This is a genomic window from Streptomyces sp. NPDC051173 (assembly GCF_040689515.1).
Classification (GTDB): domain Bacteria; phylum Actinomycetota; class Actinomycetes; order Streptomycetales; family Streptomycetaceae; genus Streptomyces.
Map to the genome: position 1 here is coordinate 1 of NZ_JBFBBD010000080.1, position 25,448 is coordinate 25,448.

Annotated in this window: 1 protein-coding gene; it reads right to left on the bottom strand. The window is 71.6% G+C overall.

What is annotated here, in order from left to right; all coding sequences use genetic code 11:
• A partial coding sequence (locus AB0435_RS28955; RefSeq protein WP_366428312.1) for a type I polyketide synthase occupies positions 1–25,265 on the bottom strand: 25,265 nt, incomplete at its 3' end.
• Positions 25,266–25,448 lie beyond the last annotated feature (183 nt).

A 25,448-nucleotide genomic window follows, 5' to 3' on the forward strand; every position in this document is an offset into this window, starting at 1 on the left:
GCAGCCAGACCACTCCGGCTGACCAACAGCAGACTCCGCACACCATGCTCGGCCACCAGATGACGCGCCACCACACGACCCAGACCACCCGTACCACCAGTGATCAAGACCGTGCCAGAAGCATCCCAACGGACATCGGCAGTGCCCTGCGCCTCCACCCGGACAAGACGGGCCGCGAGGGCCTGACCTTCGCGGAGGAGCAGCTGAGGTTCGTCGGAAGTGAGTGCCTTGGACAGCAACGTCATGTCGGCGTCGCCGTCCAGGTCCACCAGGCCGAAACGGCCCGGCGTCTCGGACTGGGCCGTACGGATCAGACCTTGGATCGCGGCACCGGCGAGATCGTCACCGGAGACCGCGCCCCGGGTCACGAACACCAGTCGCGAGTCCGCGAACCGCTCGTCCGTCAGCCACGACTGCACCAGATCCAACACATGGGCAGTGCCGGCATGCACGGACTCCACCGTGCCAACGGTCCCGGCGGTTGTCGGGACAAGCACCACGTCCGCGACGCCGGCCTCGGCGAGAGCATCGAGATCCGCGTGGACCGGTCGGGAGAGCCCGTTCAAGAGCCCCTTGGCGTCCTCGCCGAGCACCGCGAGCGAACCGACGGGCTCACCGGTGAGCTCGATGCGAGCCCAGTCGAGCGTGAACAGGGAGTCCCGGCCCCCGGTCCGCAGTTGCCCTGCGGAGAGCGGGCGTACGGCCAGCGACTCCACCGAGGCCACCGGCACACCGGCCGCGTCCGCCATCGCGATGGCCATACCGCCGTCAACACTGCGAATACGAACACGAACGTGCGAGGCACCGGAAGCGTGCAGCGACACACCGCTCCACGAGAACGGGACAGCGCCTTCGGTCTCCCCCGCATCCACCATCGACGCGTGCAGCGCGGCGTCGAACAGAGCCGGGTGCAGACCATACGCACCACCGTCGACACCCTCGGGAAGCCGGACCTCGGCGAACACGTCCTCGCCGGACTTCCACGCGGCCTGAAGACCCTGGAACGCCGGACCGTAGGCGAACCCGGACGCTGCGAACTGCTCGTAGCAGTCGGTCACATCAAGGGGTTCAGCCCCTGTGGGAGGCCATGTCGTGGTGTCGAACGCCGACGGTGCAGCACCGCTCGTCAGCGAACCGCTGGCGTGCAGCGTCCACAGCTCCTCACCCTCACGCGAGTGCACCGCCACAGAACGGCGACCGGAATCATCCGGCTCACCCACCCAGACCTGGACCTGAACGCCGACACCCGAGAGCGGCAGGACGAGAGGTGCGGCGAGCGTCAGTTCCTCCAGCAGATCGCAGCCGACCTCATCGGCCGCGCGCAGCACCAGTTCCACCAGCGCCGTGCCCGGCACCAGCACAGAACCCATCACGACGTGATCCGCCAGCCACGGATGCGACGACGTCGACAACCGACCCGTGAACAACAACCCACCGGACCCCGCCAGCTCCACCGCCGCACCCAACAACGGATGCCCCGCAGAACCCAGACCCGCAAACCGCACATCACCCGCACGCAACGCCCCACCCGAAGGCCAGAACCGCTCACGCTGGAACGCATACGTCGGCAGATCCACCCACCGAACACCCACACCCGCAAACACAGCCGCCCAATCCACCGGCACACCACGGACGTACAGCTGAGCCAAAGCGCTCAGAGCCGTCGTGTCCTCGGGTCGGTCCTTGCGCAGTACGGGAGCGAATACCGCTTCGTCCAGCGCGGACTCCGCAGCGAGCGCGGAGAGGGCACCGTCGGGGCCGAGCTCCAGGAAGAGGGTCACGCCCTGTTCCTTCAACGTGTTCACGCCGTCGGCGAACCGTACGGCCTCACGGACGTGGCGGACCCAGTAGTCGGCCGAGCACAGTTGCTCGGCGGCGGCCGGCTCACCCGTGACGTTCGAGACGAGCGGGATGCCCGGCGCACCGTACACCACACGTTCGGCGACCGCGCGGAACTCCTCCAGCATCGGCTCCATCAACGGCGAATGGAACGCGTGCGACACACGCAACCTGCTGGTCCTGCGGCCCTCGCCCGCGAAGTGCGCCGCGACTGCCAGTGCGTCCTCTTCGGCACCGGAGACCACGACCGACGACGGGCCGTTGACCGCCGCGATCGCGACGCCCTCCGTCAGCAGCGGCACCACCTCGGCTTCCTCCGCCTCGATCGCCACCATCGCGCCACCCGCGGGCAGAGCCTGCATCAGCCGGCCCCGCGCCGCCACCAGCGCACAAGCATCACCCAGAGAGAAGACACCCGCGACATACGCCGCCGCGATCTCACCCACGGAGTGGCCCAGCAGGTGGTCAGGGCGCACGCCCCAGGACTCCACCAGCCGGAACAACGCGACCTCGATCGCGAACAGCCCCGCCTGGGCATACGCGGTCCGGTTCAACAGCTCCGCGTCATCACCCCAGACCACCTCCCGCAACGGACGCTCCAAGTGCTCATCCAACGCCGCACACACCGCGTCGAAAGCATCCGCGAAAACGGGGAACCGGGCATACAACTCCCGGCCCATCCCCAACCGCTGCGAACCCTGACCCGAGAACAAGAACGCACGCTTACCCGGACGGACTTCACCCTCCGCCGCGATGCCCGACTCGCTCCGGCCGTCAGCCAGCGCACTCAGGGAACGCAGCAAGGTGTCCCGGTCCGCGGTCAGCAACACTGCGCGGTGGTGGAAGCCCGAGCGACTCGTTGCCAGTGAGTACGCGACGTCCGTGAGCCGCGATGCGGGCTCGCGCTCGAGGTAGGACAGCAGCCGTACCGCCTGGGCCCGCAGAGCCGTCTCCGACTTGCCGGACACGACCAACGGCAGGAGCTCGTCGGCGTCCGCCGCCCGTTCGGCCTCGGCCGACTCAGGCTCAGGTGCCGGCTCGGGCTGTTCCAGGATCACGTGCGCGTTCGTCCCGCTGATACCGAACGACGAGACACCAGCACGCCGCGGCCCGTCACCCTCCGGCCAAGCAGCCGACTCGGTCAGCAGTTCCACCGCCCCGACGCTCCAGTCGACATGACTCGACGGCGCATCGACATGCAAGGTGCGCGGAAGCTCGCCATGACGCATCGCCATGACCATCTTGATCACACCTGCGACGCCCGAAGCGGCTTGGGTGTGGCCGATGTTGGACTTCACCGAGCCGAGCAGCAGCGGACGGTCCTCGGGGCGGTCCTGACCATACGTGGCCAGGAGCGCCTGGGCCTCGATCGGGTCACCCAGCGTCGTACCCGTGCCATGCGCCTCCACGACATCGACATCCGCGGTGGACAGGCCGGCACTCGCCAGCGCCTGACGGATCACCCGCTGCTGCGAGGGACCGTTCGGCGCCGTCAGGCCGTTCGACGCACCGTCCTGATTCACAGCACTGCCCCGCACCGTCGCCAGGATCCGGTGCCCGTTGCGGCGCGCGTCGGAGAGTCGTTCCAGCACCAGGATGCCGACGCCTTCGGACCAGCCCACGCCGTCGGCGCCGTCGGCGAACGCCTTGCAACGCCCGTCCGGTGAGAGGCCGCCCTGGCGGGAGAACTCGACGAAGGTCAGCGGGGTCGACATGACCGTCACACCGCCCGCGAGCGCCAGCGAGCACTCGCCCGAGCGCAGCGACTGCGCCGCCAAGTGCAGTGCCACCAACGACGACGAGCAGGCCGTGTCGACCGTGACCGCAGGGCCCTCGAAGCCGAAGGTGTACGACACCCGGCCCGACGCCACGCTCCCCGCGCTGCCACTGCCTTGGTAACCCTCGAACTCACGCCCGGAGAGCAGCTGGGAGTAGTCGTTGTACATCACGCCCGCGAAGACGCCGGTGCGGCTGCCGCGCAGGGTCGCCGGGTCGATGCCCGACCGCTCGAGCGCCTCCCAGGTCGACTCCAGCAGCAGACGCTGCTGCGCGTCGGTGGTCAGGGCCTCTCGGGGGCTCATCCCGAAGAATCCGGGGTCGAACTCCCCCGCGTCGTGGAGGAATCCACCGGAGCGAGTGGCGATGGCGCCCTCACGCTCGGGGTCGTACGTGTCGTCGATCTGCCAGCCGCGGTCGGTCGGGAAGCCGGAGACCGCGTCCCCGCCATCCGACACCAGTCGCCACAGTTCCTCGGGCGAGGTGACGCCGCCGGGGTAGCGGCAGCTCATCCCGACGATGACGACCGGGTCGTCCGTCAGCGGCAGCAGCGCGGGCGCGGGAAGCAGTTCCTCCGTGTCCGTGCCGAACAGCTCGTCGAGGAGGTGGCCCGCCAGGGCATCGGCCGTCGGGTAGTCGAACACAGCCGTCGCCGACAGCCGCAGACCCGTCACCTTGCCCAGACCATTGCGAAGCTCGATCGCCGTCAAAGAGTCGAAGCCGAGCTCCTTGAACGCCCGGGTCGAGTCGATCGTCTCCGGGCTCGCGTGACCCAGGACCATCGTGACCCGATCACGCACCAGGTCCAGCAGCACCGCACGCCGCTCACCCTCAGCCAACCCAGCCAGACGCCGCACAAGACCCGACGCCGCAGCCGAACCAGCAGCCGAAGAACGCCGCACACGAGAACGCACCAGGCCACGCAGCAACGGCTGCGGCTCGCCCTGCGCCCGCAGGACCGCCAGGTCCAGACGGACGGGGAGCAGGAGCGGTTCGGCGGTGGCGAGTGCGGTGTCGAAGAGAGCGACACCCTCCTCTGCCGACAGGGCCGGCATACCGGAACGGGCTATCCGCTGGAGATCGGCTTCCGTGAGGGTGCCGGTCATGCCACTGTCCTGCGCCCACGGACCCCACGCCAACGACACAGCGGGAAGACCTTGTGCCCGACGGTGATGTGCCAAGGCATCGAGGAAGGCGTTGCCGGCCGCGTAGTTCGCCTGACCCGCACTGCCGAACGTACCCGCCACCGACGAGAAGACCACGAACGCATCAAGGTCCAAGCCCTTCGTCGCCTCGTGGAGATTCCACGCCGCGTCCACCTTCGGCCGCAGAACAGCCGACAGACGCTCCCCCGTCAACGAACCGATCACACCGTCATCGAGAACACCAGCCGTGTGCACCACAGCGGTGACGGGATGCCGCGCCACCAGAGCCGCCACAGCAGCCCTGTCGGTCACATCGCACGCCTCGACAACGGCAGTCGCATCATGCAACGCAAGCTCGGCCACCAGATCCTCGGCGCCTGCCGCAGCCAGACCACTCCGGCTGACCAACAGCAGACTCCGCACACCGTGCTCAGCCACCAGATGACGCGCCACCACACGACCCAGACCACCCGTACCACCAGTGATCAGAACCGTGCCAGAAGCATCCCAACGGACATCGGCAGTGTCCTGCCCAGCCGCTCGCGCGAGACGCGCCGCCAGAACCTGACCGTCACGCAGCAGCAGTTGGGGCTCATCGGAAGCCAGCGCCCGCGGCAGCACCGACACATCAGCATCGCCGCCCAGATCCACCAGGCCGAAACGGCCCGGGCTCTCCGACTGCGCCGACCTCACCAGGCCCCACACAGCAGCACCAGCGAGATCGTCACCGGAGACCGCGCCACGGGTCACGAACACCAGACGCGAATCCGCGAACCGCTCGTCCGCCAACCACGACTGCACCAGATCCAACGCCCAGGCAGCCGCAGCGTGCACGGACTCCACGGTGTCGGCGGTGCCGGCGGCCTGTCCGACCAGTACGGTCCCGGGGACCCCGGCTCCGGTCAGGGACCCGAGGTCCGTGTACACCCGGAGCGGTTCTCCGGCCGGACCGGTGTCGAGCTCGACGCGTTCGTCCGTGAGGGGAACCGGTATCCAGTCGAGCGTGAAGAGCGCGTCACGGTCACCGGTCCGCAACTGGTCGGCAGAGAGCGGCCGCAGGATCAGCGAATCCACGGAGGCTACCGGCGCACCAGCCGAATCGGCCATCGCGATCGCCATTCCGCTCTCGACGCGACGGATACGGACACGAAGATGCGAGGCACCGGAAGCGTGCAGCGACACACCGCTCCACGAGAACGGGACACCACCCTCCTCGTCTCCGCCGCCGAACGCCGACGCGTGGAGTGCCGCGTCGAAGAGGGCCGGGTGCAGACCGTACGCACCACTGTCCACGCCCTCGGGAAGCCGGACCTCGGCAAACACGTCCTCGCCGAGCTTCCACGCGGCCTGGAGGCCCTGGAACGCCGGACCGTAGAAGAATCCGGTGTCCGCGAACTGCTCGTAGCAGTCGGCCACATCGACCGGCTCGGCGTCCGTGGGAGGCCATGCCGTGGTGTCGAACGCCAACGGCGCAGCACCACTCGTCAGCGACCCACTGGCGTGCAGCGTCCACGGCTCCTCACCTTCACGTGAGTGCACCGCCACGGCCCGGTGACCCGCATCATCCGGCTCACCCACCCACACCTGGACCTGCACACCGCCACCAGACGCCGGCAGCACCAGAGGCGCGGCAAGCGTCAGCTCATCCAGCACATCGCAGCCGACCTCATCAGCCGCCCGCAGAGCCAACTCCACCAGCGCCGTGCCCGGCACCAGCACCGAGCCCATCACCACGTGATCCGCCAGCCACGGATGCGACGACGTCGACAACCGCCCCGTGAACAACAGACCACCCGACCCCGCCAGCTCCACCGCCGCACCCAACAACGGATGCCCCGCGGAACCCAGACCCGCAAACCGCACATCGCCAGAACGCGACACCCCGCCCGAAGGCCAGAACCGCTCACGCTGGAACGCATACGTCGGCAGGTCCACCCACCGAGCACCCATACCGGCGAACACAGCCGCCCAGTCCACACCGACGCCCTGGACATGCAGCTGAGCCAGAGCGCCCAGGGCTGTCATCTCCTCGGGCCGGTCCTTGCGCAGCACAGGCGTGAGCACGGCGTCTTCCGACACCGACTCCCGGGCCATGGCCGACAGGACGCCGTCCGGGCCGAGCTCCAGGAACCGCGTCACACCCTCCGCGCTCAGAGCCCGTACCCCGTCCGCGAACCGTACGGCCTCACGCACATGGCGCACCCAGTAGTCAGCCGAGGACAACTGCCCCGGCTCAGCGAGCCGACCCGTCACGTTCGACACGACCGGAACCACCGGCGCACCGAACGACAAGCCCGCCACCACCGCCCGGAACTCCTCCAGCATCGGCTCCATCAAGGGGGAATGGAACGCGTGCGACACACGCAACCTGCTGGTCCTGCGGCCCTCGCCCGCGAAGTGCGCCAAGACCGCCTCGACAGCGCTCTCCTCGCCGGAGACCACCACCGACGACGGGCCGTTGACCGCCGCGATCGCGACGCCCTCCGTCAGCAGCGGCACCACCTCGGCTTCCTCCGCCTCGATCGCCACCATCGCGCCACCCGCGGGCAGAGCCTGCATCAGCCGGCCCCGCGCCGCCACCAACGCACAAGCATCACCCAGGGAGAAGACGCCCGCGACATACGCTGCCGCGATCTCACCGATGGAATGTCCGGCCACGTACTCCGGCCGCACACCCCAGAACTCCACCAGCCGGAACAACGCGACCTCGATCGCGAACAGCCCCGCCTGGGCATACGCGGTCTGATTCAGCAACTCCGCGTCATCACCCCAGACCACCTCCCGCAACGGACGCTCCAAGTGCTCATCCAACGCCGCACACACCGCGTCGAAAGCATCCGCGAAGACGGGGAACCGGGCATACAGCTCCCGGCCCATCCCCAACCGCTGCGAACCCTGACCCGAGAACAAGAACGCCGACTTACCGGCACTCACCACACCCACTGCCACACCCGGGCCGGTCTCACCGACCACGACCGTCGACAGGGCAGGCACCACTTCGCTTCGTTCCGTGCCCCACAGCACCGCGCGATGGGCGAAACTCGACCGGCCCACAGCCAGTGAGTAGCCGATGTCCCGCACAGGCAGTTCGTCGTGGGCGGCCACGAAGGACAGCAGGCGTGCCGCCTGGGCGCGCAGTGCCGCCTCGCTCTTACCCGAGAGCACCAGGGGCAGCGCACCGGCCTCGGCCGGTGCGGGCTCGGCCGCTTCCAGCTCGGGCTGTTCCAGGATGACGTGCGCGTTCGTCCCGCTGACACCGAAGGACGAGACACCCGCGCGACGACGCCCGGACGCCGGCCACACAGCCTGTTCGGTGAGGAGCTCCACGGCTCCGGCCGACCAGTCCACGTGCGACGACGGCGCGTCGACGTGGAGCGTCTTCGGCAGGACGCCGCTGCGCATCGCCATGACCATCTTGATCACACCTGCGACGCCCGAAGCGGCTTGGGTGTGGCCGATGTTGGACTTCACGGAGCCGAGCAGCAGCGGGCGGTCCTCGGGGCGGTCCTGACCGTACGTGGCAAGGAGCGCCTGAGCCTCGATCGGGTCACCCAGCGTCGTACCCGTGCCATGCGCCTCCACGACATCGACATCCGCGGTGGACAGGCCGGCACTCGCCAGCGCCTGACGGATCACACGCTGCTGCGACGGACCGTTGGGAGCAGTGAGGCCGTTCGACGCACCGTCCTGATTCACAGCACTGCCCCGCACCGTCGCCAGGATCCGGTGCCCGTTGCGACGCGCGTCGGACAGCCGCTCCAGCACCAGCATGCCCACGCCCTCACCCCAGCCGACACCGTCAGCCGCATCGGAGAACGCCTTGCACCGACCGTCCGCCGACAACCCACGCTGCCGCGAGAACTCCACAAACGTCGTCGGCGTCGACATCACCGTGACACCACCCGCGAGCGCCAGCGAGCACTCACCCGACCGCAGCGACTGCGCCGCCAGATGCAGCGCCACCAACGACGACGAGCACGCCGTGTCCACCGTGACCGCAGGGCCCTCGAAGCCGAAGGTGTACGACACCCGGCCCGACGCCACGCTCCCCGCGCTGCCACTGCCCCGGTAGCCCTCGAACTGATCGCCGACCAGGATGTCGCTGTAGTCGGTGTACATCACGCCCGCGAAGACACCTGTCCGGCTGCCCCGCAGCGTGGTCGGGTCGATGCCCGTCCGCTCGATCGCCTCCCACGTGGATTCCAGCAGCAGACGCTGCTGCGCGTCCGTCGCCAACGCCTCCCGGGGGCTCATCCCGAAGAACTCGGGGTCGAACTCCCCCGCGTCATGGAGGAACCCACCGGAGCGGGTGTACGAGGTCCCGAGCGCCTCGGGGTCGGGGCTGTAGAGCGCCTCCACGTCCCAGCCACGGTCATCCGGGAAGTCCGACACGGCGTCCACACCGTCCGACACCAACCGCCACAGCTCCTCGGGCGACGTGACACCTCCGGGGTAACGGCAGCTCATGCCGACGATCACCACAGGGTCGTCCGCCAGGGACGGGAGGACCGACAGCGGCGACGCCGTCTCCACCTCCGCGTCCGTGCCGAACAGTTCGTCGAGGAGGTGACCCGCCAGGGCATCGGCCGTCGGATAGTCGAACACAGCCGTCGCCGACAGCCGCAGCCCCGTCACCTTGCCCAGACCATTGCGAAGCTCGATCGCCGTCAAGGAATCGAAGCCGAGCTCCTTGAAAGCCCGAGTCGAATCGATCGTCTCCGGGCTCGCGTGACCCAGAACCATCGTGACCCGATCACGCACCAGATCCAACAGCACCGCACGCCGCTCACCCTCAGCCAACCCGGCCAGACGCCGCACAAGACCCGACGCCGCAGCCGAACCAGCAGCCGAAGAACGCCGCACACGAGAACGCACCAGGCCACGCAGCAACGGCTGCGGCTCGCCCTGCGCCCGCAGGACCGCCAGGTCCAGACGGACGGGGAGCAGCATCGGCTGGGCAGTGCCGAGCGCCGCGTCGAAGAGCGTCATGCCCTCTTGGACGGAGAGCGCGGGCATACCGGAACGAGCGATCCGCTGAACGTCGGCGTCTGTGAGGGTGCCGGTCATGCCGCTGTCCTGCGCCCACGGACCCCACGCCAACGACACAGCGGGAAGGCCCTGTGTCCGGCGGTGATGTGCCAAGGCGTCGAGGAAGGCGTTGCCGGCCGCGTAGTTCGCCTGACCCGCACTGCCGAACGTACCCGCCACGGACGAGAACACCACGAACGCATCAAGGTCCAAGTCCCTCGTCGCCTCGTGGAGATTCCACGCCGCGTCCACCTTCGGCCGCAAAACGGCCGACAGACGCTCCTCCGTCAGCGAGCCGATGACGCCGTCGTCGAGAACACCGGCGGTGTGCACCACAGCGGTGATCCGGTGACGGGAAACCAGCTCCTCGACAGCAGCCCTGTCGGTCACATCGCAGGCCTCGACAGACACATCGACACCCAGCTCGGCCACCAGCTCCTCAGCACCCGCCGCAGCCAGACCACTCCGGCTGACCAACAGCAGACTCCGCACACCATGCTCAGCCACCAGATGACGCGCCACCACACGACCCAGGCCACCCGTACCACCAGTGATCAGAACCGTGCCCGAAGCGTCCCAGGAGACATCGGCTGTCTCCTGCCCAGCCGCTCGCCCGAGACGCGCCGCCAGAACCTGACCGTCACGGACCAGAAGCTGAGGCTCGTCGGAAGCGAGCGCCCGCGGCAGCACCGACACATCAGCATCGCCGCCCAGATCCACCAGGCCGAAACGGCCCGGGCTCTCCGACTGCGCCGACCTCACCAGACCCCACACAGCAGCACCAGCGAGATCGTCACCGGAAACCGCGCCACGGGTCACGAACACCAGTCGCGAGTCCGCGAACCGCTCGTCCGCCAGCCACGACTGCACCTGATCCAGCGCCCAGGCAGCCGCAGCGTGCACGGACTCGACCGTACCGATGGCCTCGTGAGCGGGCATGACCAGGACCGTTCCGGGGGCACCGGCCTCAGCCGACGACTTGAGTTCCGTGAAGTCCCGGAAGTCCCGGAAGGGCACTCCGTCCGGTCCGGTGCTGAGGTCGACGCGCTCGTCCGTGAGCGCGACGGGGACCCAGTCGAGTGTGAAGAGCTTGTCGCGGTCACCGGTCCGCAGTTGCCCTGCGGAGAGCGGGCGTACGGCCAGCGACTCCACCGAGGCCACCGGCACACCGGCCGCGTCCGCCATCGCGATCGCCATACCGCCGTCAACACTGCGGATACGAACACGAAGATGCGAGGCACCGGAAGCGTGCAGCGACACACCGCTCCACGAGAACGGGACACTGCCTTCCTCGTCTCCCCCACCCAGCAGCGACGCGTGCAGTGCAGCGTCGAAGAGAGCCGGGTGCAGACCATACGCACCACCGTCGACACCTTCGGGAAGCCGGACCTCGGCGAACACGTCCTCGCCGGACTTCCACGCGGCCTGAAGGCCCTGGAACGCCGGACCGTAAGCGAACCCGGACGCTGCGAACTGCTCGTAGCAGCCCGCCACATCAATGGGCCGGGCGCCTCGCGGCGGCCACACCGCCGTGTCGAACGTATCGAGCAGCGCTGCTCGGGCGCCCGTGGTCACGGCACCGCTGGCGTGGAGCGTCCACGGCTCCTCGCCCTCACGCGAGTGCACCGCCACGGCCCGGTGACCCGCACCGTCCGGCTCACCCACCCACACCTGGACCTGCACACCGCCACCAGACGCCGGCAGCACCAGAGGCGCGGCAAGCGTCAGCTCTTCCAGCACATCGCAGCCGACCTCATCGGCCGCACGCAGGGCCAACTCCACCAATGCCGTACCCGGCACCAGCACCGAGCCCATCACCACATGATCCGCCAGCCACGGATGCGAGGAGGTCGAAAGCCGGCCCGTGAACAACAGACCACCGGACCCCGCCAGTTCCACCGCCGCACCCAACAACGGATGCCCCGCAGAACCCAGACCCGCGAACCGCACATCACCCGCACGCAACGCCCCACCCGCAGGCCAGAACCGCTCACGCTGGAACGCATACGTCGGCAAATCAACCCACCGAGCACCCGCACCCGCAAACACAGCCGCCCAATCCACCGGCACACCACGGACGTACAACTGAGCCAAAGCGCCCAGAGCCGTCGTGTCCTCGGGCCGGTCCTTGCGCAGCACAGGAGCGCATATGGTGTCGTCCGCCATGGACTCCGCGGCGAGCGCGGAGAGGGCGCCGTCAGGGCCGAGCTCCAGGACGGCGGTGACGCCCTGCGCCCGCAGGGTGCTCACGCCGTCGGCGAACCGTACGGCTTCGCGGACGTGGCGTACCCAGTAGTCGGGCGAGGACAGCTGGCCGGGCTCGGCGAGGCGGCCCGTCACGTTCGACACGACCGGCACCGTCGGCTCACCGAACGTCAGCCCCGCCACGGCCTCCCGGAACCCGGCGAGCATCGGCTCCATCAAGGGCGAGTGGAACGCGTGTGACACACGCAGCCTGCTGGTCTTCCTTCCCTCGCTCTCGAAGTGCGCCGCGACCGCGAGCACCGCGTCCTCGGCGCCGGAGACCACGACCGACGACGGACCGTTGACCGCGGCGATCGCCACGTCGCCGGTCAGCCGCAGGACGACCTCGTCCTCGGTGGCCCGGATCGCCACCATCGCGCCGCCCTCGGGCAGAGCCTGCATCAGCCGGCCCCGCGCCGCCACCAGCGCACAGGCGTCGCCCAGGGAGAAGACGCCCGCGACATGTGCGGCGGCAACCTCTCCGATGGAATGTCCGGCCACGTATTCCGGCCGCACGCCCCAGGACTCCACCAGCCGGAACAGCGCCACCTCGATCGCGAACAGCGCTGGCTGGGCATACGCGGTCTGGTTCAGCAACTCCGCGTCATCACCCCAGACCACCTCCCGCAACGGACGCTCCAGGTGCTCATCCAACACCGCACACACCGCGTCGAAAGCATCCGCGAACACAGGGAACCGGCCGTACAGCTCCCGGCCCATCCCCAACCGCTGCGAACCCTGACCCGAGAACAAGAACGCACGCTTACCCGAACCGGCCTCGCCCGCCGCCACGATGCCCGGATCGCTCTGGCCTTCGGCCAGCGCGGACAACGAACGCGACAGCCCGTCCTCGTCGGTGACCAGCGCCACCGCCCGGTGCCGGAACGCCGCACGGCCCGTCGCCAGCGAATAGGCGACGTCCATGAGCTGCTCCCCGGCCCCGTCGAGCTGCGACAGCAGGCGGGCCGCCTGGGCGCGCAGCGCCGACTCGCTCCTCCCGGACAGCAGCACGGGAACCGGCGCGCCCGCGTCGATCGCCCGGGGCCCGGTCTCGGCTGCGGGCTCGGCCGCCTCCGGCTCGAGCTGTTCCAGGATGACGTGCGCGTTCGTCCCACTGACACCGAAGGACGAGACACCCGCACGACGACGCTCGGACGCCGGCCACACAGCCGGTTCAGTGAGAAGCTCCACAGCACCGGCCGACCAGTCCACATGCGACGACGGCGCGTCGACGTGGAGGGTGCGCGGAAGCTCGCCATGGCGCATCGCCATGACCATCTTGATCACACCTGCGACACCCGAAGCGGCTTGCGCGTGGCCGATGTTGGACTTCACCGAGCCCAGCAGCAGCGGACGGTCCTCGGGGCGGTCCTGACCGTAGGTGGCCAGGAGCGCCTGGGCCTCGATCGGGTCACCCAGCGTCGTACCCGTGCCATGCGCCTCCACGACATCGACATCCGCGGTGGACAACCCCGCACTTGCCAACGCCTGACGGATCACACGCTGCTGCGACGGACCGTTCGGCGCCGTGAGGCCGTTCGACGCACCGTCCTGGTTGACCGCCGAACCACGCACCACGGCCAGCACCCGGTGCCCGTTGCGGCGCGCGTCGGACAGCCGCTCCAGCACCAGCATGCCCACGCCCTCACCCCAGCCGACACCGTCGGCGGCCTCGGCGAAGGCCTTGCACCGTCCGTCGGCCGACAGTCCACGCTGCCGCGCGAACTCCACGAAAGGCGTGGGGGTCGACATGACCGTCACACCACCCGCGAGTGCCAACGAGCACTCGCCCGACCGCAGCGACTGCGCCGCCCAGTGCAGTGCCACGAGGGACGACGAGCACGCCGTGTCGACCGTGACCGCAGGGCCCTCGAAGCCGAAGGTGTACGACACCCGGCCGGAGGCGATGCTGGCCGCGCTGCCGTTGCCCCGGTAGCCCTCGAACTGGTCCCCGACGAGGAGGTCGCTGTAGTCGTTGTAGATCACGCCGGCGAAGACGCCGGTCTGGCTGCCGCGCAGGGTCGCCGGGTCGATGCCCGCCCGCTCGATCGCCTCCCAGGTCGACTCCAGCAGCAGGCGCTGCTGCGCGTCCGTCGCCAACGCCTCGCGGGGGCTCATCCCGAAGAACTCGGGGTCGAACTCCCCCGCGTCGTGGAGGAATCCACCGGAGCGGGTGTACGCGGTGCCGAGCGCCTCGGGGTCGGGGCTGTAGAGCGCTTCCACGTCCCAGCCACGGTCATCCGGGAAGTCCGACACGGCGTCCACGCCGTCCGACACCAACCGCCACAGGTCCTCGGGTGACGTGACATCGCCTGGGTAGCGGCAGCTCATGCCGACGATCACCACAGGGTCGTCCGCCAGGGACGGCAGGGCCGGCACCAGGGTCGCCGCCCCCGCCGCCTCCGCCCCCGACTCCGCGCCGAACAGCTCGTCCAGCAGGAAGTCGACGAGCCCGTCCGCGGTGGGGTAGTCGAAGACGGCCGTGGCCGAAAGGCGCAGCCCTGTCGTCTTGTTGATCCGGTTGCGGAGCTCGACCGAGGTGAGGGAGTCGAAGCCGAGCTCCTTGAAGGCCCGGGTCGAGTCGATCGTCTCCGGGTTGGCATGGCCCAGGACGCCCGCGATCTGGGCGCGCACCAGGTCCAGCAGCACCTCGCGCCGTTCCAGCGCGCCCAGGCCGGTCAGGCGACCGGCGAGGCCGGCCACCGCGGCCGAGCCGGCGACGGCCGAGCGGCGTGCACGCGTCTTGATCAGTCCGCGCATCAGCGGAGGTACGTCTCCCTGCTTCCGCAGTGCGGCCAGGTCGAAGCGTACGGGGAGGACGAGTGCCTCGTCGGCGGCCAGCGCCGCGTCGAAGAGCGCGACTCCTTCCGCGGGGGCGAGTTCGGGCATGCCCGAGCGGGCCAGGCGCTGGAGGTCGACGTCCGACAGGGTGCCGGTCATGCCGCCGTCCTGGGACCACGGGCCCCAGGCCAGTGACACGGCGGGGAGGCCCAGCGCCCGGCGGTGTTGCGCCAGGGCGTCCAGGAAGACGTTGCCGGCGGCGTAGTTGCCCTGGCCGGGTGTGCCGGTCACGCCCGAGATGGAGGAGAACATGGCGAACTCGGCCAGGTCGAGGTCCTTGGTGGCCTCGTGCAGGTACCAGGCCGCGTCCACCTTCGGCCGCAGCACGCCCGACACCCGCTCGGCGGTGAGTGACGTCACCACACCGTCGTCGAGGACACCGGCAGTGTGCACCACGGCGGTGAGCGGGTGCCCGTCCGGCACCGACGCCACGAGGGCGGCCACCGCTTCCCGGTCGGTGACGTCGCACGCGACGACGCCGACCTCGGCGCCGTGCCCGGCCAGTTCCTCGCGCAGCTCCTGGGCGCCCGGGGCCTGTGGACCGCTGCGGCTCGCCAGCAGGAGGTGGCGCACGCCCCGCTCCGTCACCAGGTGACGGGCGAGCACGCGGCCCAGACCGCCCGTGCCGCCGGTGATCAGCACGGTGCCGTTCGCGTCCCAGGCCGGCGGCACGGTGAGCACGATCTTGCCCACGTGCCGGGCCCGGCTCATGTAGCGGAAGGCCTCCGGGGCCCGCCGCACGTCCCACGTCGCCACCGGCAGCGGCCGCAGCGCACCCGAGCCGAACAGCTCCAGCAGCTCGGACAGCATCTCCTGGTTGCGCTCCGGGCTCGCCTCCGCCAGGTCGAACGCGCGGTAGCGCAGTCCGGCGGTGGACTCGGGCTCGCGGATGTCGGTCTTGCCCATCTCCAGGAACCGGCCGCCGGGGGCGGTCAGTCGCAGCGAGGCGTCCACGAACTCGCCGGCCAACGCGTTGAGCACGACATCCACGCCGCGGCCGTCGGTGACCTCGAGGAAGCGCTCCTCGAAGTCGGTCGTACGCGACGAGGCGATGTGGTCGTCCGCGACGCCCAGCTCACGCAGAACGTCCCACTTGCCCTCACTCGCCGTCGCGAACACCTCCGCGCCGATGTGCCGCGCGATCTGGATCGCGGCCATGCCCACGCCACCGGCGCCGGCGTGGATGAGGACCTTCTCGCCGGCCCGCAGGTCCGCCAGGTCCTTGAAGGCGTAGAGGGCGGTCAGGAAGACCAGGGGCACCGAAGCGGCCTCCGCGGCCGTCCAGCCCTCCGGCACCTTCGTCAGGAGCCACTCGTCGCACACGGCCACCGGCCCGTATCCGCCGAACACCTTGCCCATCACCCGGTCGCCCGGGCGCAGCCCCGTCACGCCGGGCCCGGTTTCGGTGACCACTCCGGCCGCCTCGGCGCCCAGCACGCCTGCCTCGCCCGGATACATGCCCAGGGCGTTGAGCACGTCGCGGAAGTTCACGCCGGCGGCCTGGACCGCCACCCGGACCTGTCCCGGGGCGAGGGGTTCGAGGACCTCCGGGCACGGTGCCAGCCGCAGGCTGTCGAGGCTGCCCTTGGCCCCGATGTCCAGCCGCCAGGGCACTCCGGCGGGCGGCAGCAGCCCGGCGCCGCTGCCCAGTTGGGCCAGCCGGGGCACCTGGACGGCGCCTTCGCGCACCGCGAACTGGTCGTCGTCGGCGGCCAGCAGGCCCGGCAGGACGGTGAGCACGGCCGGGACGTCTCCGTCCTCGGCGTCCACCAGCACGAACCGGCCGGGGTTCTCCGACTGTGCCGACCGCACCAGACCCCATACCGCAGCGGCGGCCGGATCCCGGACGGTCTCGTCCTCGCCGGTCGAGACCGCGCCGCGGGTGACGAGCACCAGGCGTGACGTGGCGAAGCGCTCGTCGGCCAGCCATGTCCGCACCAGGTCCAGCGCGTGGGCGGTCCCCGCGTGCGCGGACTCCACCATGTCGCCGGCACCGGCGCCCACGGCCGCCAGAACCGCGGGCGGCACGGGGCCGGCGCTCGCCAGAGCGTCCAGGTCCGGGTAGCTGTCGAACGGCGTCCCGGGGAGGGAGCCGATCGTCGCCACGGACTCGGCGGTTCCGGCCGAGGGCAGGTGCGCGGGGGTCCACCGCACGCGGAACAGCGCGTCGTGCCCGGCCGGGCTCGCGGCGCTTCCCAGCTGCTCGGCGGAGATCGCCCGCAGGACCAGGGTCCCGACGGAGGCGACCGGTTCGTTCGTGGTGTCGGCGACGTCGACGGACAGCGTGTCGGTGCCGTGCCGGAGGACCCGTACCCGGATCGCGGAGGCGCCGGAGGCGTGGAGCGAGACGCCTTCCCAGGAGAAGGGCACGATGCCCCGGTCCACTCCGTTGAAGGCGCAGACGTGCAGGGCCGCGTCGAGCAGCGCCGGGTGGAGGCCGTACGCGGGCGCGTCGCCTTCGGCGGCGTCGGGCAGGGCGACCTCGGCGAACACCTCGTCGCCACGGCGCCACGCGGTCCGCAGGCCCTGGAAGTTCGGCCCGTAGTCGAGCCCGCTCTCGGCGAGGTCCGGGTAGAGGCCGGTCAGGTCGACGGGCTCGGCGCCGGCGGGCGGCCAGGACTCCGCGCGGAAGTCGTGGCCGGAGCCGGCCGGCCGCTCCCCCGTGGCGAGTACGCCGGTGGCGTGCTGGACCCACGGCCGGTCGCCGGTGCCCTCCTGGCGGGAGCGGGCGCTGAGGGTGCGGCTGCCGGCTTCGTCGGTGGGGCCGACGCGCAGCTGCAGTTGCACACCGCCGTGCTCGGGCAGGACGAGCGGGGCGGCCAGGGCCAGGTCGTCGATGCGGTCGCAGCCGGCCTCGTCGGCCGCGCGGAGGGCGAGTTCGACGAACGCCGTTCCCGGCAGCAGGACGGAGCCCATGACCACGTGGTCGGCCAGCCACGGGTGCGACTGGAGCGACAGGCGGGTGGTGAACAGCAGGCCGTCGCTGTCGGACAGTTCCACGGCGGTGCTCAGCAGCGGGTGCCCGGCCGCTTCGAGGCCGGCGGCGCTGATGTCCCCGATGCCGGCGGGGTCGGGCGTCGGCCAGAACCGCTGGTGCTGGAAGGCGTACGTCGGCAGGTCGACGACGTGCGCGTCCGTGCCGGCGAAGAGGGCGGCCCACTCGACGACGGCGCCCTGGACGTGCAGCTGTGCCAGCGCCGCGAGGAGCGTCGTCTCTTCCGGGCGGTCCTTGCGCAGCACGGGGACGAGCACGGTCTCGTCGGGCAGCGACTCGCGGGCCATGGCCGAGAGGGTGCCGTCGGGGCCCAGTTCCAGGAAGCGCTTCACGCCTTCCGCGTGCAGGGCCCGTATCCCGTCGGCGAACCGTACGGCCTCGCGGACGTGGCGGACCCAGTAGTCCGCCGAGTACGCGTCGACGAGCTCGCCGGTCACGTTCGAGACGACGGTGAGTTCCGGCTCGCCGTAGGTGAGGCTCTCGGCGACGGCGCGGAAGTCGGCCAGCATCGGGTCCATGAGCGGCGAGTGGAAGGCGTGCGAGACCCGCAGCCGGGCGGCCTTGCGCCCTTCGCCCTCGAAGTGCGCCCGGATCGTCTCGACGGCGGCCTCGGCACCCGAGACCACCACGGACGTCGGGCCGTTGACGGCCGCGATCGCCACGTCGTCGGTCAGGTGCGGGGTGACCTCGTCCTCGGTGGCCTGGACGGCGACCATCGCGCCGCCCTCGGGCAGGGCCTGCATCAAGCGGCCGCGTGCCGCCACCAGCGCGCAGGCGTCAGGCAGGGAGAGCACACCGGCGACGTGCGCGGCCGCGATCTCGCCGACGGAGTGTCCGGCCACGTATTCCGGCCGCACACCCCAGGACTCCACCAGCCGGAACAGGGCGACCTCTACGGCGAACAGCGCCGTCTGGGCATAAGCGGTCTGGTTCAGCAACTCCGCGTCATCACCCCAGACCACCTCCCGCAACGGACGCTCCAGGTGCTCGTCCAGCACCGCGCACACCGCGTCGAAGGCCTCGGCGAAGACGGGGTGCCGGCCGTACAACTCCCGGCCCATCCCGAGCCGCTGCGAACCCTGGCCGGAGAAGAGGACGGCGTCCTTGCCCGTGACCGCCGCGCCGGTGGTCAGGGCGGTGTCGACGGTGTCCTCGGCCAGCGCGGTCAGGGCGCGCATCGCGACGTCGTGGCTCTCGGCGTGGACGGCCGCGCGGTGGGTGAAGACGGTGCGCGCCGCCAGTGTGCAGGCGATGTCCGCGAGCCGCGGGGCGGGTTCGCGGTCGAGGCGGGACAGCAGGCGGGCCGCCTGGGCGCGCAGGGCCGCCTCGTCCTTGCCGGACAGCAGCAGCGGGACCGGGATTTCGGGGGCAGCGGCCGGCTCCGTGGGCTCCGTGTCCTCTACGGGCTCCGTGGCGTCCGCCTGCTCCAGGATCACGTGCGCGTTGGTGCCGCTGATGCCGAACGCGGAGACGGCGGCCCGCCTCGGGCGGTCCGTCCCGGACCAGTCCACCGGTTCGGTGAGCAGTTCGACCGCGCCCGCGGTCCAGTCGACGTGCGGGGTGGGCTCGTCGACGTGCAGGGTGCGCGGAAGCTCACCGTGGCGCATGGCCAGGACCATCTTGATGACGCCGGCGACACCGGCCGCGGCCTGCGTGTGGCCGATGTTCGACTTCACCGTGCCCAGCAGCAGCGGCCGGCCTTCCGGCCGCTCCTGCCCGTACGTGGCGATCAGCGCCTGGGCCTCGATGGGGTCGCCCAGGGTCGTGCCCGTGCCGTGCGCCTCGACGACGTCGACGTCGGAGGCGGCCACCCCGGCGTTGGCGAGGGCCTGGCGGATGACGCGTTGCTGGGAGGGGCCGTTGGGGGCGGACAGGCCGTTGGAGGCGCCGTCCTGATTGACCGCCGAGCCGCGCACGACCGCGAGCACCTGATGGCCGTTGCGCCGGGCGTCCGAGAGCCGCTCGACGAGCAGCAGTCCGACGCCCTCGCTCCAGCCGGTGCCGTCGGCGGCCGCCGCGAACGGCTTGCAGCGCCCGTCGGGGGCCAGCCCGCGCTGGCGGGCGAACTCCACGAAGGAGGACGGGGTGGCCATCACCGTCACGCCGCCCGCGAGCGCCAGCGAGCACTCTCCCGAGCGCAGCGACTGCACCGCCAGGTGCAGCGCCACCAGGGACGACGAGCAGGCCGTGTCCACGGTGACCGCAGGCCCCTCGAAGCCGAAGGTGTACGACACCCGGCCGGAGACCACGCTCATCGAGTTACCGGTGAGCGCGTGGCCCGCGACCTCGTCCTGTGCCGCGTCCAGGACCGTGCGGTAGTCCTGGGTGTTGGTGCCGGCGAAGACACCGGTGCTGCTGCCCCGCAGGGATTCCGGGGAGATGCCGGCCCGTTCGAGGACCTCCCAGCTGGTCTCCAGCAGGAGCCGCTGCTGGGGGTCCATGGCGAGGGCCTCGCGCGGCGAGATGCCGAAGAAGTCCGCGTCGAAGTCCCCGACGCCGTCGAGGAAGCCGCCCCCGCGGGCGTAGGTCGTGCCCGGGTTGTCGGGGTCGGGGTGGTAGAGGCGGCCGAGGTCCCAGCCCCGGTCTCCGGGGAGGCCGGCGATGGCGTCCCCGCCGTCGGCCAGCAGCTGCCAGAGGGCCTCCGGTGAGCTCACCCCGCCGGGGAACCGGCAGGCCATGCCCACGATCGCGACGGGCTCGTCGAGGACGGCGGCCGTCCGTTCCACGACGGCTCCGGGTCCGGCGGTGCCCAGGATCTCGGAGCGCAGGTACGCGGCGACGGCGGTGGGGGTGGGGTGGTCGAAGAGCAGGGTGGCGGGCAGGCGCAGGCCTGTCACCGCGGACAGGCGGTTGCGCAGTTCGACGGCCATCAGCGAGTCGAAGCCCAGGGTCCGGAAGGCCCGTTGGACGTCGACGGTCTCCGGTGAGGCGTGCCCGAGGGCCTTCGCGGTCTCTTCCCGGACCACGTGCAGGAGGTCCTGCCGCTGCTCGGTGGCGGACAGCGCGCCGATCCGGTCGCGCAGCGGGGAGCGGGCCTCGCGCGGGCCGGTGCCGGCGGCGAGGGCGTGGCGTGCGTCGGGCAGGTCGGCGAGGAGGGGGCTGGGGCGGACGGCGGTGAGGGCGGGGGCGTACGCCGTCCAGTCCACGTCGGCCACGGTCACGTTCGCCGCGCCCTGGGCCAGGGCCTGGCGGAGGGCGGCGAGGGCGGGGGCCGGGGCCATGGAGACCAGTCCGTCGCGGCTGGCCCGGCCGGCCACGCCCTTGTCCGACGCCATGCCGAGGTCCGCCCAGGGGCCCCAGGCCACGGAGGTGGCCGGCAGCCCTTGCCCGCGCCGGTGCGCGGCGAGGGCGTCGAGGAAGGCGTTGGCGGCGCCGTAGTTGGCCTGGCCGGCGTTGCCCAGGACGCCGACGACCGAGGAGAACAGGATGAACGTCTCCAGGTCGAGGTCCCGGGTGAGCTCGTGCAGGTGCTGGGCGGCGGCGGCCTTGGGGCGCAGGACGGTGTCGAAGCGCTCGGGGGTGAGCGCCTCCAGCATGCCGGCGTCCATGACGCCGGCGGTGTGCACGACGCCGGTCAGGGGCAGGTCCGCCGGGATGTCCGCGAGGACGGCGGCCAGGGCGTCCCGGTCGGCGGCGTCGCAGGCGACGACGGTGACCCGGGTGCCGCGCTCGGTGAGCGCGTCCGCCAGTTCCCGCGCGCCGGGGGCCTGGGGGCCGCGCCGGCTGGTGAGCACCAGGTGCTCCGCACCGGCGTCGGCGAGCCAGTGCGCGACCTGTGTGCCGAGGGCGCCGGTGCCGCCGGTGATCAGAACCGTGCCGTGGGTGCTCCACTCGGTGCCGGTGCTGCCGCCGGGTGTGATCCGTGCCAGTCGGCGGGCGAAGGTTCCGGCGGGCCGGATCGCGACCTGGTCCTCCCGTGCGCCGAGCACGCCGAGGAGCGCGGAGACGGCCCGTCCGTCCAGGTCCTCGGGGAGGTCGACGAGTCCGCCCCAGTTCTGCGGGGACTCCAGCGCGGCCACGCGGCCGAATCCCCACACCTGTGCCTGCGTGGGGCTGGTGAGCGGGTCGCGCTCGTCCACGGCGACGGCGCCGCGGGTCGCGCACCACAGCGGGGCCCGGATCCCGGCGGTCTCCAGGGTGCGCAGCAGGGCGGTGGTGGCGGCCAGGCCGCGGGGCACGGAGGTCAGGTCCGGGTGCGGTCGTTCGTCGAGGGCCAGCAGGGAGAGCACGCCGTCGACGGGGCCGTCGGGCCGGGCGAGGGGTTCGGCCGGGTCGCCGGTGGCGGGCACCACGAGGAGTTCGGTGCGCAGTCCCCGGTCGCGGAGGGCGTCGAGGAGCCGGGTGGTCCACGGGTCGTCGTCGGCGCCGTCGGGCAGGGCGACGAGCCAGCTTCCGCCGGCGGCGGGGCCGGTGGAGGAGGTGAGGGGGGCCCAGTGCACCCGGTAGCTCCAGCTGTCGGCCAGGGCCTGGGACTTGCGCTGCTTGCGCCATGACGAGAGCGTGGGCAGGAGGCTGCCGAGCGAGCCGGCCTCGTTGCCGTCGAGGGCCAGGACGGCCGACAGCCCTTCCAGGTCCTCGCGTTCCACGGCCTCCCAGAATCCGGCCTCGCCGGCTTCGGCGGCGGCCGGTTCCCCGTCGGCGGGCCCGGCCGCGTCCAGCCAGTACCACTGGCGCTGGAAGGCGTAGGTCGGCAGGTCGACGGGCGCGGCGCCGAGCGTGCCGAGGCAGGCGGTCCAGTCGACGTGGGTGCCGTGCGCGGAGGCGGTGGCGATGCCCTCGGCGAGGGCCTGTGCCTCGGGGCGCCCGGTGCGCAGGAGGGGGACGAGGACGGGCCGTTCAGCGGTGGTGAGCGAGTCGTCGGCCATGGGGGTGAGCACGGCGCCGGGGCCGATCTCCACGAACGCGGTGACGCCCTCGGCCTCCAGGGTGCGCACTGCGGCGCAGAAGCGGACGGTCTCGCGGACCTGCCGGACCCAGTACGCGGGCGAGCACAGTTCCTCGTCGGTGGCGCGCGCGCCGGTGACCGTGGACACCACGGGGATGCGGGGGGCGTGGAACTCCAGGTCCTCGGCGACGCGCCGGAAGTCCTCCAGCATGCCGTCCATGCGCGGGGAGTGGAAGGCGTGGCTCACACGGAGCCGCTTGGTGCGGCGTCCCTGCGCCTCCCAGTGGGCGGCGATCAGGGAGACGGCCTCCTCGTCGCCCGAGACGACCACGGAATCGGGTCCGTTGACGGCGGCGAGGGCGGCGTGGTCCTCGTGGCCGGCGAGGGAGCCGCGGATCTCGTCCTCGGTGGCCTGGACCGCCACCATGGCACCGCCCTCGGGCAGCGCCTGCATGAGGGTGCCGCGGGCGGCGACGAGCCGTGCGGCGTCCTGGAGGGAGAGGACGCCGGCCACGTGGGCGGCGGCGAGCTCGCCGATGGAGTGGCCGGCGACGAACTGCGGTGCCGCGCCCCAGGATTCGACGAGCCGGAACAAGGCGGTCTCGAAGGCGAAGAGCACGGCCTGGGTGTAGGCGGTCCGGTCGAGCAGGGCGGCCTCGTCCGTGCCTTCCTCGGCGAAGGCGACGTCGCGGACGGGGTGTTCCAGGTGCGGGTCGAGCTCGGCGCACGCCGCGTCGAAGGCCTTGGCGAACTCGGGGTGGGCTCCGTACAGTTCGCGTCCCACGCCCGGCCGCTGGGAGCCCTGGCCGGTGAAGAGGTATGCGGTGGTCGCCTTGGCGGCGACGCCGGTCACCAGGCCCGCAGTGGTACGGCCTTCGGCGAGGGCGTCCAGGCCGCGGAGGAACGCGTCCCGGTCGCCCGCGACGACGGCGGCGCGGTGTTCCATGAGGGGCCTGGTGGCCACGAGGGAGTGGGCGACGGCGGCCGGTTCGAGGTCGGCGTGGGCGCGCACGTGGCGGCCGAGCCGCGCGGCCTGGGCCCGCAGGGCCTCGCCGGTGCGCGCGGACAGGATCCAGGGCAGCGCGCCGGGCCGGGAGGCCGGGGCGGGTGCCGGCTCGGTCTCGCGCGGGGGCGCCTGTTCCAGGATGACGTGGGCGTTGGTGCCGCTGATGCCGAAGGAGGAGACGGCGGCGCGGCGCGGGCGGTCCGCCGTGGGCCAGGGCTCGGTGTCCGTGAGGACCCGGGCCTCGCCCTCGCTCCAGTCGGCGTGCGGGGTGGGCGCGTCCAGGTGCAGGGTCCCGGGCAGCTCTCCGTGCCGCATCGCCAGGACCATCTTGATGACGCCGGCGACACCGGCGGCGGCCTGGGTGTGCCCGATGTTGGACTTCATGGAGCCGATCAGCACGGGCCGGTCGGCGGGGCGCTGCTGTCCGTACGTGGCGAGCAGCGCCTGGGCCTCGATGGGGTCGCCGAGCCTGGTGCCGGTGCCGTGGGCCTCGACGGCGTCGACGTCGGGGGCCGACAGTCCGGCGCTCGCCAGCGCCTGGCGGATCACCCGCTGCTGGGACGGGCCGTTGGGGGCGGTCAGGCCGTTGGACGCGCCGTCCTGGTTGACCGCCGAGCCCTTCAGCACCGCGAGGACGGGGTGGCCGTTGCGCTCGGCGTCGGAGAGCCGCTCGACGAGCAGCAGCCCGACGCCCTCGCTCCAGCCGGTGCCGTCGGCGGCCGCCGCGAACGGCTTGCAGCGGCCGTCGGGGGCCAGCCCGCGCTGCCGGGAGAACTCCACGAACATCTGCGGGGTGGACATCACGGTCGCGCCGCCCACGAGGGCGAGGGAGCACTCGCCCCGCCGCAGCGCCTGCGCCGCCAGGTGGAGGGAGACCAGCGACGAGGAGCACGCCGTGTCCACGGTCAGGGCGGGGCCTTCGAGACCGAGTACGTAGGAGATACGGCCCGAGGCGATGCTGATGACGTTGCCGGTGAGCAGGTGGCCGCCGACCTCGTCCGGCCGTCGGCTGCCCGCCGCGTCGTACCCGCTGTGGCCGGTGCCGACGAACACGCCGGTGCTGCTGCCCGCGAGCGATTCCGGGTCGATGCCCGCCCGTTCGACGGCTTCCCACGCGGTCTCCAGCAGCAGCCGCTGCTGGGGGTCCATGGCGAGGGCCTCGCGGGGGGAGATCCCGAAGAAGCCGGGGTCGAACTCGCCCGCGTCGTGGAGGAATCCGCCCTCGCGGGCGTAAGCGGTGCCCGGATGCTCCGGGTCGGGGTCGTAGAGTCCGTCGAGGTCCCAGCCGCGGTTCCCGGGGAACGCGGAGATCGCGTCGCCGCCGCCGCGCAGCAGCTCCCACAGCTCCTCCGGCGAGCGGACTCCGCCGGGGAACCGGCAGGCCATGGAGACGATCGCGATGGGCTCGCGCTGCTGGTACTCCGACTCGCCCAGCTGCTGGCGAGTCTCGTGGAGGTCTGCGATAGCGCGCTTGAGGTACTCGCGCAGCTTGGCCTCGTTCGACATCAGGACGCCAACTCCTCGTGGAATGCCGGTTCTGGGGCACAGAGCGTCGACACTCACGTGTGACCCGTTATCAAGTGCCATCCTGCTCAAGGGCGACTCCGGGATTCCGTAGAGCACGACGCCCGTACGCGCGGCCCCCTCGCGTGGCGAGGGCGGGACCGTGCGTACGGGCGTCGGTGGAGC